Source organism: Streptomyces sp. NPDC034099, from assembly GCF_055575415.1.
Window position 1 is genome coordinate 82,337 of sequence record NZ_JBVISR010000006.1, and the last position, 14,547, is coordinate 96,883.

The 14,547-nt window shown below is 74.3% G+C and carries 15 protein-coding genes; 7 read left to right on the forward strand and 8 right to left on the reverse strand.

The window, feature by feature from the left end; all coding sequences use genetic code 11:
- The first annotated feature begins 88 nt into the window (after positions 1 to 88).
- The 6 genes from ACZ56V_RS18990 to mnhG are packed head-to-tail and all read left to right on the forward strand — an operon-like array spanning position 89 to position 6,665.
- Positions 89 to 2,992: a Na+/H+ antiporter subunit A gene (locus ACZ56V_RS18990; RefSeq protein WP_468943603.1), complete on the forward strand. Its 2,904-nt coding sequence runs from the start codon at positions 89 to 91 to the stop codon at positions 2,990 to 2,992.
- A complete protein-coding gene (locus tag ACZ56V_RS18995; RefSeq protein WP_468943606.1) occupies positions 2,989 to 3,753 on the forward strand; it encodes a Na(+)/H(+) antiporter subunit C in 765 nt (254 codons plus the stop codon). Before ACZ56V_RS18990 ends, ACZ56V_RS18995 begins: the two co-directional genes overlap by 4 nt.
- Positions 3,750 to 5,393 carry a Na+/H+ antiporter subunit D gene (locus ACZ56V_RS19000; RefSeq protein ID WP_468943608.1) on the forward strand — a complete coding sequence of 548 codons (1,644 nt, stop codon included), beginning with the start codon at positions 3,750 to 3,752 and terminating at the stop codon, positions 5,391 to 5,393. Before ACZ56V_RS18995 ends, ACZ56V_RS19000 begins: the two co-directional genes overlap by 4 nt.
- Positions 5,390 to 5,989 (forward strand): Na+/H+ antiporter subunit E, encoded by a 600-nt coding sequence (locus ACZ56V_RS19005; protein ID WP_398916427.1) that lies wholly within the window; start codon positions 5,390 to 5,392, stop codon positions 5,987 to 5,989. The genes ACZ56V_RS19000 and ACZ56V_RS19005 overlap by 4 nt, the downstream gene beginning before the upstream one ends.
- A gap of 47 nt (positions 5,990 to 6,036) precedes the next feature.
- Positions 6,037 to 6,303 (forward strand): MrpF/PhaF family protein, encoded by a 267-nt coding sequence (locus tag ACZ56V_RS19010; RefSeq protein ID WP_166661578.1) that lies wholly within the window; start codon positions 6,037 to 6,039, stop codon positions 6,301 to 6,303.
- Positions 6,300 to 6,665 (forward strand): monovalent cation/H(+) antiporter subunit G, encoded by a 366-nt coding sequence (mnhG, locus tag ACZ56V_RS19015; RefSeq protein WP_398916425.1) that lies wholly within the window; start codon positions 6,300 to 6,302, stop codon positions 6,663 to 6,665. Before ACZ56V_RS19010 ends, mnhG begins: the two co-directional genes overlap by 4 nt.
- Positions 6,666 to 6,683: 18 nt before the next feature.
- Here the strand turns inward: mnhG and ACZ56V_RS19020 are convergent, their stop codons facing one another.
- From ACZ56V_RS19020 to ACZ56V_RS19055, 8 genes are all read right to left on the reverse strand, one after another.
- Positions 6,684 to 7,211: an NUDIX hydrolase family protein gene (locus tag ACZ56V_RS19020; RefSeq protein WP_059297121.1), complete on the reverse strand. Its 528-nt coding sequence runs from the start codon at positions 7,209 to 7,211 to the stop codon at positions 6,684 to 6,686.
- Between the two features lie 80 nt (positions 7,212 to 7,291).
- Entirely contained in the window at positions 7,292 to 8,440 is a 1,149-nt protein-coding gene (locus ACZ56V_RS19025) for an amidohydrolase family protein (protein WP_398916423.1), read from the reverse strand.
- 1 nt (position 8,441) lies between these two features.
- Positions 8,442 to 9,842, reverse strand: a complete 1,401-nt coding sequence (locus tag ACZ56V_RS19030; protein ID WP_468943612.1) for a type I glutamate--ammonia ligase — start codon at positions 9,840 to 9,842, stop codon at positions 8,442 to 8,444.
- A gap of 112 nt (positions 9,843 to 9,954) precedes the next feature.
- A complete protein-coding gene (locus ACZ56V_RS19035; protein WP_398916418.1) occupies positions 9,955 to 10,824 on the reverse strand; it encodes a hypothetical protein in 870 nt (289 codons plus the stop codon).
- Positions 10,825 to 10,961: 137 nt separating this feature from the next.
- Entirely contained in the window at positions 10,962 to 11,612 is a 651-nt protein-coding gene (locus tag ACZ56V_RS19040; protein ID WP_398916417.1) for an endonuclease, read from the reverse strand.
- Between the two features lie 2 nt (positions 11,613 to 11,614).
- Positions 11,615 to 11,947: a DUF3140 domain-containing protein gene (locus tag ACZ56V_RS19045; RefSeq protein WP_467384342.1), complete on the reverse strand. Its 333-nt coding sequence runs from the start codon at positions 11,945 to 11,947 to the stop codon at positions 11,615 to 11,617.
- Positions 11,893 to 12,231 (reverse strand): WhiB family transcriptional regulator, encoded by a 339-nt coding sequence (locus tag ACZ56V_RS19050; RefSeq protein WP_468943614.1) that lies wholly within the window; start codon positions 12,229 to 12,231, stop codon positions 11,893 to 11,895. The genes ACZ56V_RS19045 and ACZ56V_RS19050 overlap by 55 nt, the downstream gene beginning before the upstream one ends.
- Before the next feature lie 83 nt (positions 12,232 to 12,314).
- A complete protein-coding gene (locus ACZ56V_RS19055; RefSeq protein ID WP_468943616.1) occupies positions 12,315 to 13,124 on the reverse strand; it encodes an alpha/beta hydrolase in 810 nt (269 codons plus the stop codon).
- Positions 13,125 to 13,299: 175 nt separating this feature from the next.
- Here ACZ56V_RS19055 and ACZ56V_RS19060 point away from each other — a divergent pair, with 175 nt between their 5' ends.
- Positions 13,300 to 14,487, forward strand: coding sequence for a thiolase family protein (locus ACZ56V_RS19060; RefSeq protein ID WP_467384341.1), 1,188 nt, complete (start codon positions 13,300 to 13,302; stop codon positions 14,485 to 14,487).
- The last annotated feature ends 60 nt before the right edge of the window (positions 14,488 to 14,547 follow it).

Here is a 14,547-nt window from a genome sequence, read left to right on the forward strand (position 1 = left end):
TTTCGGAGAGATCCGAAACCGCCCCTCGATTGTTCTCCCTGCGGCGTGCCTGGACGCTCGGGCGAGATGCCCGATATATCACTGTCGGGTGTCCGTGCTCATCCTCTGCCACTTCGGGCTCGCGCTGTTCGCCGCGCCGTTGGTGAGATGGTGCGGAACCCGAGCCTTCCTCGTGCTGGCCCTGCCGCCCGCCGCGGCGACCGCCTGGGCCGCCACCCGGTGGAGCACGACGGCCGCGGGCGGCGCCGACACCGTCGAGTGGCGCTGGCTGCCGTCCTACCACGTGGACTGGGCGCTCAGACTGGACGCCCTCGCCGAACTCATGGTGCTGCTCGCCGCGGGCGTGGGCACCCTCGTCCTGGTCTACTGCGCCTCCTACTTCGACGACCGCTCGCGGCAGCTGGGCAGGTTCGCCGGGAACCTCCTCGCCTTCGCCGGGGCGATGCTCGGCCTGGTCCTCGCCGACGACCTGGTCCTGCTCTACATCTTCTGGGAACTGACCACCGTCTTCTCCTACCTGCTGATCGGCCAGACCAGCGACCACAAGCGGAACCGGCGCAGCGCCCTGCAGGCCCTGACGGTCACCGCCCTCGGCGGACTGACCATGCTCGTCGGCTTCCTGCTCCTCGGGCACGAGGCCGGCACCTACCGCGTCTCGGCGATCCTGGCCGACCCGCCGTCCCCGTCGGCGGCGCTGTCCACGGCGATCGTGCTGATCCTCGTCGGCGCCCTGTCCAAGTCCGCGATCTGGCCCTTCAGCCTCTGGCTGCCCAACGCCATGGCCGCCCCCACCCCCGTCAGCGCCTATCTGCACGCCGCCGCGATGGTCAAGGCGGGCGTCTACCTCGTCGCCCGGCTCGCCCCCGCCTTCGCCGACATCACGCCCTGGCGCCCGCTGCTGCTCGTCCTCGGCTCGGCGACGATGCTGCTGGGCGGCTGGCGGGCGCTCCGGCTGCACGACCTGAAACTCGTCCTCGCCTACGGCACCGTCAGCCAGCTCGGCTTCCTCACCGTCCTGACCGGCGCGGGCCGCCACGACACCGGCCTCGCCGCCACCGCCATGATCCTGGGGCACGCCCTGTTCAAGGCGCCGCTCTTCCTGGTCACCGGCATCGTCGACCACGCCACCGGCACCCGCGACCTGCGCAAGCTCTCCGGACTCGGACGCCGGCTGCCCGCCGTGTGCGCCGTCGCCGTGATCGCCGGAGCGTCCATGGCCGCGGTGCCGCCGCTGCTCGGCTTCAGTGCCAAGGAGGCCGCCTTCCAGGCGCTCCTGGACGGGAGCACCGGTGACCGCTGGGCGCTCGCCTCGGCCGTCGTCGGCTCCGCCCTGACCACCGCCTACACCCTGCGCTACCTGTGGGGCGCCTTCGCCCGCAAACCCGGCCTGCCCGACACCGACGCACACCGTGTCCCGGCGGCCTTCCTGGCCCCGCCCGCGGTGCTCGCCCTGGCCTGCCTCGTCCTCGGCCCCGGGGTGTCCTGGCTCCAGGGCCTCCTCGGCACCTACGCCGGGCAGTTCCCGGCGCCCGCGCACCCGTCCCACCTGGCGCTGTGGCACGGCGCGGGCCCCGCACTCGGCCTGTCCGTCGCGGCCTGGGCGGGCGGGGTCCTGCTGTTCCTCGCTGCGGGACCCGTCCAGCGGGTGGGCCGGGCGGTCGCCTGGCGCTCCGCGGACCTCGTCTTCGGACGGATGCTGCTCGCCCTGGAGCGCACCGCCCTGCAGTGCACCGGACTCGTGCAGCGCGGCTCGCTGTCGGTGTACCTGGTGACGACCATGAGCGTGGTCCTCGCCGGGCAGATCGCCGTGCTGGTCGCGGACGAACCCTGGACCGCGGTGCCCGCACCGCGCCTGTGGGACCACCCGGCCCAGGCCGCCGTCGCCCTGCTGACCTGCGCGGCGGCCCTGCTGTGCCTGGGCGTGCGGCGCCGGATGAAGGCGGTCGTCTTCGCCGGCCTCACCGGATACGGCACCGCGCTGCTCTTCGTCGCGCAGGGCGCGCCCGACCTCGCGCTCACCCAGTTCTGCGTGGAGACCGTCTCGATGATCGTCTTCGTGCTGGTGCTGCGCCGGATGCCGGTGCGCTTCGAGGAGAACTTCAGCCGGTGGCGGCGCCTGCTGCGGATGCCGGTGGCCCTCGCGGGCGGTGCCGCCGTCGCCGTCGTCGTCTGGATCATGGCGGGGCACCGCCGGGCCGACAGCGCCGGTGCGGCGATGGTCGAGGAGACCGCGCACCACGGGCTGAAGGACGTCGTCGCGACGATCCTGGTCGACCTGCGCGCCTGGGACACCATGGGCGAGTCCGCGGTGCTCGCCGCCGCCGCGATCGGCGTCACCAGCCTCATCTACCTGCACCGCCGCGCCGACGGCGCCGAGCAGCCCGTACTGCCGCTGCCCGGGGACCACCCGCACGCCGGGCTGCGCACCGCCTGGCGAGCGAGCCGGTACGAATCGGCGGGTCTGCCCAGCGGCGACGAGGGGGCACCCGAGCGGACCTGGCTCGCCGCCAGCGCCACCCTCGCCCCCGAGCGCCGCTCCCTCGTCCTGGAGGTGGTCGCCCGCCTCATCTTCCACCCCGTCCTCGTCCTCTCCGTCTACCTGCTGCTGTGCGCGGAGAACCTGCCGGGCGGCGGCTTCGTCGCCGGGCTGACCGCGGGCGTCGCCTTCATCGCCCGCTACCTCGCCGGCGGCCGTCACGAACTCGCCGACGCCGTGCCCTTCAAACCGGGCGTGTTCACCGGCCTCGGCCTGTTCCTGTCCACCGGGGTCGCGCTCGGCGGCCTCGGCGAGGGCACCGTGCTGCACGGCTGGACCTGGCACGGCCACCTGCCCGTGTGGGGCGACGCCCACCTGTCCACCGCCGTCCTCTTCGACTGCGGGGTCTACCTGCTCGTGCTCGGCGTGGTCCTGGACATCGTGCGGGCCCTCGGCGCCCGGATCGACCGCCAGATCGAGCGGGCCGCCCCGCGCCCGGAGGCGGGCCGCGCATGACCGTGAGCCTGTCCCTGCTGGTGGCGGCCGCCGTCCTCAACGCCGTCGGCGCCAGCCTGCTGCTGACCCGGTCGCTGACCCGGATCCTGCTCGGCGCCGTCGTCCTCGGCAACGGCGTCAACCTCCTGGTGCTCGCCTCCACCGGCAGCGCGGGCGACGCACCGCTGCTCTACCCGCACATCATCCGCAACCGGGTCACCGACCCGCTGCCCCAGGCCATCGCCCTGACCGCGATCGTCATCACCCTCGCCACCACCGCCTTCCTGCTCGCCATGGCCTACCGCAGCCACCAGGTCACCGGCTCCGACGAGATCAGCGACGACACCGAGGACCGGCTCGTCGCCCTGCGCGCCGAGTTCCTCGACCGGCGCGGCGAACTCCGCGACCGCTACCGCGAGGCCCGCGCCGAGGACGGCGGCGCCGACGCCGAGCAGCGCGCCCGCTACCGCGCCGCCCGCAAACGGCTGCGCAGGCGGGTCCGCGAGGAGCGCGCCTATCAGGCCCGCGCCAACGACGTCTCCGGGAACCTCTGGAACGACATCCTCGGCGCCGACCCAGAGGACTACCGGGAGGGCCGCGAGCTGGGCTCCACCGACGCGGCCGGCCGCCCCGGACCCGCCCCGGCCCGCGTCGCGGGGCCCTCCAACGACCCCGAGGAGACCGGCCGCGAACCCGACTCGCTCCCCGGCGAGGACTCCTGCCACCCGCCGCCCGACCAGCCCGACGACCCCGACGGCGCCGGCACGGAAGGAACCAGGTGAACGCGCTCGTCCCGCTCCCCGTCCTGCTGCCCCTGTGCGTCACGGGCCTGAAACTGGCCATCGGACCCCGGCTGCACCGGTTCCAGCGCTTCATCAGCCTCGCCGTGCTCGGCGCGGTCCTGGTGCTCTCCGTGATGCTCATGGTCGCCGCCGACCGCCACGGCCCGCTCAGCGTCCACCTCGGCGACTTCGCTCCGCCGGTCGGCATCACCCTGGTCGCCGACCGGCTGTCCGGCCTGATGCTCACCGTCTCCAGCGCCGTCACCCTGCTCGTCCTCGTGTACTCGCTGGGCCAGGGCATGGCCGACCGCGACGACCAGGCGCCGGTCGGTGTCTTCCACCCCGCCTACCTCATCCTCGTCGCGGGCGTCTCCTGCACCTTCCTCGCCGGAGACCTCGTCAACCTCTACGTCGGCTTCGAGATCATGCTCGTCGCGAGCTTCGTGCTGCTCACCATCGGCGGCACCGCGACCCGTGTCCGGGCCGGGTCGACGTACGTGATCATCTCGCTGTTCTCCTCCGTGCTCTTCCTGGTCGCCATCGCCATGACCTACGCGGTCGCGGGCACCGTGAACTTCGCCCAGCTCGCCGGGCGGCTTCAGGAGGTGCCGCTCGGGGCGCGCACCCTGCTGGAGGCGATGCTGCTGACGGTCTTCGCGATCAAGGCGGCGGTGTTCCCGCTCGCCGCCTGGCTGCCCGACTCCTACCCGACCGCGCCCGCACCGGTCACCGCGGTCTTCGCCGGGCTGCTGACCAAGGTCGGCGTGTACTCGATGCTGCGCACCCAGACCCTGCTCTTCCCCGGCCACCGCCTCGGCGACCTGCTGATGCTCGCCGCACTCGCCTCCATGGCCGTCGGCATCCTCGGCGCCGTCGCCCAGACCGACCTGAAACGGGTGCTGTCCTTCACCCTCATCAGCCACATCGGCTACATGGTCTTCGGTATCGCGCTCGCCGGGCGCGGCTCGATCGCCGGGGCGATCGTGTACGTCGCCCACCACATCACCGTGCAGACCACCCTGTTCCTCGTCGCCGGGCTCATCGAGCGGCGCGACGGCACCACGGAACTCACCCGCCTCGGCGGCCTGGCGAAGGCGGCGCCGGTGCTCGCCGTGCTGTTCTTCGTGCCCGCCATGAACCTCGCGGGCATCCCGCCGCTGTCCGGCTTCATCGGCAAGCTCGGCCTGATGCGGGCGGGCGTCGCCGACGGCGGCGGCTGGGCCTTGGCACTCGTCGCCGGGTCCGCCGCCACCAGTCTGCTCACCCTCTACGTCATGGCGAAGGTCTGGAACCTCGCGTTCTGGCGCGACGCGCCGCCCGGCGCCGAGGAGGAGGGCGTGGTGCTGGAGTCCGCCGAGGACGACGAGCCGGACGACGAACCGGACGACGAGGAACGGCCGACCGGTTCGGGCAGCGGGCTGCCGGTGCCCGCGGGCGCCGTGGTCGCCGCGGGCTTCCTGGGGCAGTCCATCACCACCAGCAAACGGCTGCCCTGGCCGATGCTCGTGGCCACGGGCGCCGCCGTCGCCCTCGGCCTGTCGTACACCGTGCTCGGCGGGCCCCTCACCACCTTCACCCAGGCCGCCGCCACCGAACTCCTCGCCCGCACCCCCTACATCGAGGCGGTGCTCGGCCGGTGAGCAACCTCTTCCGCGACCGTTCCCCCTACAGCTGGTCCTTCCGCGTCGGCCGCGGGCGACGCGTGCTCGACCTGCCGCTCGTCGGCTGGCTCACCGTCATCTGGATCCTGCTGTGGGGCACCCCGTCCTGGGCCAACCTCGTCAACGGCGTCCTCGTCGCGGTCTGCTTGTGCCTGGCCTTCCCGCTGCCCGCCGTGGACCTCGGCCTCCGGCTGCGTCCGCTGGGCATCCTGCGTCTGGCGGCCTACCTGCTGTACGACATGTTCTCCTCCAGCGTCGAGGTCACCCGGCAGATCTTCGCCAAGGGCCCCTACCAGGCGGCGGTCGTGGCCGTCCCGCTGCGGGTGCGCAGCGACCTCATGCTCACGGCCACCGCCGTCGCCGTCTCCAACGTCCCCGGCGGCTCCGTGATCGAGGTGCGCAGGTCGACGGCCACCCTCTTCCTGCACGTCCTCGACGCGGCCAACCCCGGCGAGATCGAGGGCGCCCAGCGGCAGGTGTGGCGCATGGAGGAACTCGTCGCCCGCGCCTTCGGCACCGCCGAGGACATCGCCGACGCCGCCCGCCCCGTACCGGAAGGTGACCCCTCGCCGTGACCACCCTGCACGCCGTCGAAGACGCGCTGCTCGTCGCCGCGCTCGCGATGATCCTCGTCGCCGGCGCACTGCTGCTGTACCGCATCTGGTACGGCCCCTCGATGCTGGACCGCGCCGTCGCCCTGGACGTGGCCGCGGCGCTCATCATCGCCGGCATCGGCGTCAAGGCCGCCCACGACCGCGACTCCTTCTACTTCCCCGTGATGCTGGTGCTCGCCTTCCTCGGATTCACCGGCTCGGTGGGCATCGCCCGCTTCATCGCCGTACGCGACCGGCCCTCCGTGCGGGCGGACGGCCGGCAGGACCACCGGTGAACGCCTGGGCCCGGGCCGCCGACCTGGCCGGAACCGTCCTGCTGTTCCTCGGCTGCCTGCAGTGCCTCCTCGGCGTGATCGGGATGCTCCGCTTCCCCGACGTGCTCTCCCGCAGCCACGCCGCCACCAAGCCGCAGACCCTCGGGATGCTCCTCGTCCTGGCCGGGGTGGCGCTGAGGCTGCGCCACGGCACCGACGTGGGCACCCTCGCGCTGATCGCCTTCTTCCAGTTCCTCACCAGCCCGGTCGCCTCCCACCTGGTGGCCCGCTCCGCCTACCGCACCGGGCAGACGGGGTCCCGGGGCCTGCTCAGGGACGACCTGGACCCGCAGCTCAGCGACGGGCAACGGCCGCAGGAGTGACCCCGGGGACCGGGAGTGTCAGTCCACGCAGCCCACGTGCGCCAGTGCCTGCTTCAGCAGCACCCCGTGGCCGCCCGGCATCTCGCTGCGCACCGCCTCGGACAGCGCCTCGCGCGGATCGAACCAGACCAGGTCGAGGGCGTCCTGGCGCGGTCGGCAGTCACCGGTCACCGGCACCACGTAGGCGAGCGAGACCGCGTGCTGCCGGGGGTCGTGGTACGGCGTGACACCGTGCGTCGGGAAGTACTCGGCCACCGTGAACGGCTGGAGCGAGGACGGCACCCGGGGCAGCGCCACCGGGCCGAGATCCTTCTCCAGGTGGCGCAGCAGGGCGTCCCGCACCCGCTCGTGGTGCAGCACCCGGCCGGAGACCAGCGTCCGGCTGACCGTCCCGTCGGGCCCGATGCGCAGGAGCAGGCCGACGCTGGTGACTTCGCCGCTGTCGTCCACCCGCACGGGCACGGCCTCGACGTACAGGATCGGCATACGGGCGCGCGCCATTTCGAGTTCGTCGCTCGTCAGCCAGCCCGGCGTGGTTTCGGTCATGTCAGACATCGCTTGATCATACTTTCAGCCGTTCGTGCTTCCTGGGCGGCGCTCCGGGACTGTGACCCGTCCCACGCCGCTCAGCCGTCGTCCGCCGGACCGCCGGGCAGCCGGTAGACCCGCCGGGCATTGTCCCGTCCCGCCCAGCGGGCCAGGCGCAGCGCGTCCGGCAGGGACAGCTCGTCGGCGTCCAGCCGCTCCTGCAGCAGTCCGGTCAGTCCCCGCCGGAAGGCCAGCGCCCCCAGGTAGTGGAACTCGGCCGGCCCATAGGCGTCGGAGCTGTACAGCAGCTTGCGGAACGGGGTGATCTCCAGTGCCTCGGCGAGGATCGAGCCCGCCCGCGCGGGGCCGACGTGGTGCAGGGTGAGCCCCACGTCGAGGTACACCCGCTCGAAGACCGCGGACAGATAGGCCGCCTGGCGCTGGTAGGGCCAGCAGTGCAGCAGCAGGACCGGGATGGTGCCGGCGGTCAGGTGCAGCCAGTCGGTCAGCAGGGTGGGGTCCACCCGGTGCAGGCGGATGTCGCTGTCGCCGAACCCCGTGTGCAGTTGCAGCGGCCGGCCGAGGTCCACGGCGGTCCAGAGCAGGTGCCTCGTCAGCACCGGATCGTCGAGCCGGCCGCCGCCGCGCGCGAGCCAGCGCCGGGCGGCCTCGGTGACCTCGCCGGGCGCGGGACGGGCCGGATCCAGGTCGAAGCCGGTGCGGTAGGCCGCCACCGACTTGACGCCCACCACGCCGGGCTGCCGCACCGCCTCCCACGCGGCGGCGCGGAACGTCCGCGCGTAGGCGTCCGGTTCGACCCCGGCCGCCGCCACCGCCTCCGCGACCCCCTCCAGCCGGACCACCTCGTACGCCCTCGCGCCTGCCGCCCGGGCCAGCTCGGCCGGAGCGGTCACGCGGTGCGGGGCGTACCCGGTGTCCACACAGAACAAGCCGGTCCGCGCGGCCCGCAGAAACCGCCGGTTGACCTCGGCGGCGCCCAGTTCCGACCGACGGGCCAGGTACACGTCGGCGGGGGAGTGGCGCGGCAGACCCAGCAGGGGCGCGCAGTGGCGGCGCACGGCCAGGCCGACGGGGCTGTCGAAGGGGGAGACGCCGGGCCACGCCTCACCCTCGGTGAGCAGGGACTCGAAGCCCGCGCGGTCCAGGTCGTCGGTGACGGCGCCGTGGCAGTGGTGGTCCACCAGCTCCAGCGCGGCGAGCCGCTCGTGCACGGGCCCGGCGGCCATCTCAGTACGCCCAGCGGTAGGCCGCCGCCACGCCGTCGTCGTCCAGCCCCTCGACGGACCGGGCCTCGCCGAGCCGTACGGCGATCACCGCGTCCGCCAGCACCGGACCCAGCGCCTCGCGCAGTACGCCGTCGGCGCGGAAGGCCTCCACCGACTCGGCGAGCGTGACCGGCAGCCGCCGCACGCCCCGGGCCGCCGCCTCGGTGGGGTCCAGCCGGGCCGGGTCGCCGGTGGTCTCCTCGGGCAGCGGTGCCGACGAGGAGAGCCCGTCGAGGCCGGCGGCGATCGCCGAGGCGAGGGCGAGATAGGGGTTGGCGGCGAGGTCGACCGGCTTGACCTCCAGGTTCGCCGCGCGGTCGCGGATCCCGGCGGTGCCGGTGACGATCCGCAGCGCGGCCTCGCGGGTCTCCCGGCCCCAGGCGGTGAACACCCCGGCCCACTGCGAGGGGCGCAGCCGCAGATGACTGGCCGGGCTCGGCGCGGTCATCGCCGTGAGCGCCGGGAGCCGGCCGAGGATCCCGGCCACGAAGGACTCGGCCTCGGCGGTCATGCCGTACCGGCCCGTGCCGCCCGCGTGCAGGTTCGTCCCGCCGCGCCAGGCGGAGAGGTGGAGGTGCCCGCCGTTGCCGACGCCCCGTCCGAGGACCGCCGGGGCGAAGGAGACCCGCAGTCCGTGCCGCCGGGACACCGCCCGGATCGTCTGCCGCACCAGCACGCTGCGGTCGGCCGCCGCCACCGGGTCGAGCGCGCCCACCGAGATCTCGAACTGCCCCGGCGCGTACTCGGGGTGGAACTGCTCCACGTCCACGCCCTGCGCCGCGAGCGCCGCCAGCAGGTCCGCGGCGCAGTCGCTCAGCTCGATCTGCCGGGTGGCGCCGTACGCCGGTCCGGACACCGCCGGGACGAACGCGTCGTCGTCCGCGTCGCCCCGTCCCACCACCCACTCGATCTCGACGGCGGCCCGGAAGGTGATGCCGTGCCGTTCGGCGGCCCGGGCCACGGTGCGGCGCAGGACGGTGCGCCCGCACGCCGGATGCGGTGCGCCCTCCTGCGTGATCCGGTCGACCGGCGCCCACGCCCAGCCGGGCTGCGCCGCCAGTACGGTCAGCCGGTCGAGGTCGGGGTAGAGGCGCAGGTCGCCGTCGGGGGAGCCGAGGACGTCCGTGGTGACGATCGAGTCGTCGGCGAGGAAGGTGTCGAACACCGGCGACATGCCCACGCCCCAGGCCGCGGCCGCGGCGAGCCCGGCGGTGGGCACGGTCTTCACCCGGGCGATCCCCGCGGTGTCGACGTATGCCAGCACCACGCCGTGCACGCCCCGCCCGGCCAGTTCGCCGGTCAGCGCGGTGGCCCGCTCGACCTCACCGGGGCGCCCGCCGGGCACGGGGTCGCTGTCGCTCACGTCTCGGCTCCTTCGCGGGTGCGCCGTCCGTCGCGCACCATTGTGCCGCCCGGTGATCACCCTGTCCGGGTTTCGCCGGATGTGCGCACGACGCGGTGGAGCCCGGTCGGGGTCAGTCCAGGTCGGCGGGCTGAGGCGAGGGGGTGCCGCCGTCCAGGACGGTCTTGAGGCGCTCGGTGCCCTGGCGTACCGCCTGCTCGACGGCGTCGGTCTGCCCGCCGTCCAGGCCGCCGCCCATGACGGTGACGGCGGAGGTGTCGACGCGGACCGTGGCGATGTCCAGGGTGAGCGTGGCCGGGCCGCCGTCGGCGTCGCCCCGCACGGTCACCCGCAGCCCCGTACGGGCGTCGCCCACGTCGGGCACCGACGCCCCGGTCACCTGGACCGTGCGCTTGGTGCCCCCGGAGCCGGTGGCGGTGAACTCGTCGCAGGTGTCCGGCAGGGTCCGCAGCCACTTCATGCGGGCGTCCAGACCGGCGCGGTCGTACCCGGCGACCTGTTCGAGCAGGCGGGAGTCGCCCTGCTCGAAGCCGGTGAGGGCCGACGGCCCGGAGGGCTCGCCCAGCAGGTCGTCCCCGTAGAGGGCGTCCAGCAGGGCCTGGCAGTCCGTCGCGGCGGCCTTGGCGGTGAGGAAGCCGGCCACGTCGACCTTGCCGACGAGCAGCCGGTCGCGCCACTTGTCCGCGTCCTGGACCTGGTTCCAGCCGCCCTCCAGGTCGGCCTCGGTGAGCAGCGCGGCCTTGGCGCCGGACTCGGTGAGGGCGGCGGGGGAGGCGCTGGGGGAGCCCGTAGGGGAGTTCGTCGGCGAGCCGCTCGGGGTCTGCCGCGCCGCGTTCGGCCTGGCGACGCCGGCCTGTTCGGCGGCGGTGTCCGAGGCGCTCTCCGACCCGTCGCCGTCCGAGCAGGCCGCGGTGGTCAGCAGCGCGCCCGCCGCCAGGGCGGAGGCCAGGAGACGGACGGGGTGGGACGGACGACGACTCATCGCGGGATGCCTCCTGGGACGGGAAACGGTGTCCTCAGCGCATCACCGGGGCCCGGGGCGCACCAGCGCACGGGCCTGTTCGGGTGATCGGCGCGGCCGGGCGGCGGGAGTGGGCCCGTCCGCCGGGCCCGGCGCGCTCATCCGGCGCGGTCGAGGGTGTCCTCGGCCACCTCCTTGTCCACCGCCGCACGCACCAGCGCGGCCGCCAGGACGGCGGGTTCCGTCTTTCCGGCCAGGGAGAGGAGCCGGTCCGGGTCGCCGGGCAGCCCGAGCCGCTCGGCGCCCTGGAGTGCCTTGCGGTCCAGGCGGGGCCCCGCCTCCGGCCAGACCAGCTGGGCCTCCCGCAGGAAGATGTCCGCGCCGGTCGGTCCCATTCCGGGGAACTCCTGGAGCAGCCGCCGCATCTCGGGGACGTCGCCGTCCGCCTCGGCGCGGAGCCGGCGCAGGTCACCGGCCCAGCGCTCGGTCAGCAGTTCGGCGGCCTCGCCGAGCTGGGTGGCGGTGCGCTCGTCGTAGCGCCGGTAGCCGCCCCGGCCGAGCGCGTCCACCCGCTCCTGCCAGCCGGCGTCGGCCATGCGGCGCGGGTCGCGCAGTCCCGCCTCGCTCAGGGCGCGGGCGGCGGCGACCGCGATGGAGGCGCTGATGCGGGCGCTGAGCAGGTGCGCGAGGACCAGCAGCCGGTACAGCGGCTGCGGGGTGTCCTTCAGCCGGATGCCCGCCTCCTCGGCGTACGTCTGCCCGTGCGCGTCGACGAGTTCGCGCACGGTCCGCCGTTGGTCGCGGCCCACCGCTACGGCTTCAGCGGATCGTGACCGACCGTCATGAGCCGGTGCCTGAGCCGGGTGTCGTCGGACCGGGGCTCGTTCTCCAGGTCGGCCTGCGAGGTCACGGTGTCCACGACCTTGCGCATCGCCCGCAGGTCGTCCTCGGTCAGGTCGGTACGCCGCTTCTGCAGGATCGCGAGGACGTGCCGGCCCAGCGGCGGCCCGGCGTCGTCCGGCAGCGGCTCGGTCAGCTCACCGGAGTCGCGCACCCGGAGCCAGTCCGCGAGTTCCGCGGAGGTCATGTTCACCACGCGGTGGAAGTCCTCCCACAGCGCGCCGAGTTCGAGGGCGTCGGCCATGAGGTGTCCCTCATTTCGTCGTGCGTACGTGCGTGTCGCGCGGTCAGCCGGAGCAGCGCGACGCGCTCCGCCTCGTCGGTGCCGCCCCACACGCCCGACGTCTGCCCCGACTCCAGCGCGAACGTCAGGCACTCGGGGGTCACCGGGCATCTGGCGCAGACCCGCTTGGCGGCCGCCGTGTCCCGCAGGGCGGGTCCGGCGGTGCCCACCGGGAAGAACAGATCGGGGTCCTCATCCACGCAGGCGGCGGGGCGCAACCACTCCATGCGGGCGCGGGTGCCCATGGGACGCCGGGGGCAAACTCCGGACGGACGGCCTCGGCGGGCCTCGCGGGCGCAGGGCAGGGTCAGCGGGGCGCCGGACCGGGTCAGAGGGCGAGGACGCCGTCCAGGAAGCGCGTGACGTCCGCGAACACCTCCGCCCGGTTCGTCTCGTTGAAGACCTCGTGCCGGGCGCCCGGGTAGATCCGCTCGGTCAGGTCGCCGCCGCTCAGCTGCTCGACGCCGACGCGGCTGCCGGGCAGCGGCACCAGCCGGTCGTCGTCCCCGTGCACCCACAGCAGCGGCAGCCGGCCGACGTCGCCGCCCTCGGCCACGGTCTCCAGCGTCCGCACGAACGCCTGAAGCGTCGGCCGCCTCATCGGCCCGTGCCACACCAGCGGGTCCGCCGCGTACGCCGCTCCCACCGCCGGGTCGCGGGAGAGCGAGGCCGGGCTGATGGGGGTGTCGGGGATCTCCTCCAGGGCGAGCAGCCGGCGCGGCAGCTCCCAGTCGCCGATGACGGGCCCCGACAGCACCAGGGCCGTCAGCTCGCCGGGGTGGCGCTGGGCGTACCGTGCGGCGATGAGACCGCCCATGGAGTGTCCGACCATGACGACCGGCAGGCCGGGGTGGGCGGCCCGGGCGAGTTCGGCCACGGCGTGCACGTCGGTGACCACGTCCTCGAAGTCCTCGATCACCACCCGCTCGCCGTCCGAGCGCCCGTGCCCGGTGTGGTCCGGCGCGTGGACGGCCGCGCCGTGGCCGGTCAGGACGTCCGCCACCTCCCGGTAGCGCCCGGTGTGCTCGCCGTACCCGTGGACCAGCAGTGCGACGTAGCGGGGGCGCCCGGCGAGCCACGCGCGGACGGCGATCCGCCCCCGCGTCCCGGTCAGCGTGTGCTCGCGGGCCTCGGCCATGTCTCCTCCGGCTGTGTCGACGGTTCTCCGGAGGATCTTCCCAGGACGCCGTCCGGCGGTCTATAGTCCAAAACTAGCAGTGCTAATTAAGGCTGGTGCTCATCAAGATTCGTGGTGGTCGACGCGGCGGCGGTGCGCCGTCCGGTGACCGCGCGACGACGGTCAGGAGTCCCTCGTGCGTCCCGTCCACTTCGCGGCCGCCCGCCGCACCCCGATCGGCAAGCTGCGCGGCGCGCTGTCCGCCGTACGGCCCGACGACCTCGCCGCCGCGGTGATCCGGGGCCTGGTCGCCGACGTGCCCGCGCTGGACCCGGCCCGGATCGACGACGTGTACTGGGGCGCCGCCAACCAGGCGGGCGAGGACAACCGCAACGTCGCCCGGATGGCCGCCCTGCTCGCGGGCCTGCCGGAGACCGTGCCCGGCGCCACCGTCAACCGGCTGTGCGCCTCCGGTCTCGAAGCCGTCACCACCGCCGCCCGCACCATCGCCGCGGGCGAGGCCGACATCGTGCTCGCGGGCGGTTCCGAGTCCATGAGCCGCGCCCCCTTCGTGCTGCCCCGCCCCGACGAGGCGCTGCCGCACCGCATCGAGACCGCCGACACCCGGCTCGGCTGGCGCCTGGTCAACCCGGCGATGAAGGACCTGCACGGACTGCTCGCCATGGGGGAGACGGCCGAGGAGGTCGCCGAGCGGTACGGCGTCCCGCGCGAGCGTCAGGACGCGTTCGCCCTGCGCAGCCACCGCCTCGCCGCCGAGGCCCGGAAGAACGGTCACTTCGACGACGAGATCCTCCCCGTCGAGCGCCCGGACGGCGTGGTCGTCGACACCGACGAGTGCGTCCGCGAGGACACCTCCCTGGAGAAACTGGGCCGCCTCAAGCCGGTCTTCCGCCCCGGCGGCACGGTCACCGCGGGCAACGCCTCCCCGATGAACGACGGCGCCGCCGGCCTCCTCCTGGTCAGCGAGGAGGCGCTGAACGGCCTCGGCCTGGAGTCGCTGGGCCGCTACGTCGCGGGCGGCTCGGCCGGTGTCCACCCCGACGTCATGGGCATCGGCCCGGTCCCGGCCACCCGCAAGGTGCTCGCCCGGGCCGGCTGGAGCGTCGGCGACCTCGCGGAGGCCGAGTTCAACGAGGCGTTCGCCGCCCAGGCCCTCGCCTGCGTCGACCGGCTCGGCATCGACCCCGACCTGGTCAACCCCACCGGCGGCGCCATCGCGCTGGGCCACCCGCTCGGCTGCTCCGGCGCCCGCATCCTCACCACCCTGCTCCACCGCATGCGCCGCACGGGGGCCGGCCGCGGGCTGGCCACGATGTGCGTGGGCGTGGGGCAGGGCAGCGCGGTCCTCGTCGAACGCCACTAGGCCCGCGCCGGACGAAGCCACCCCCTCTGCAGAGCCGCAGCAAGGAAACGGAGCAACACC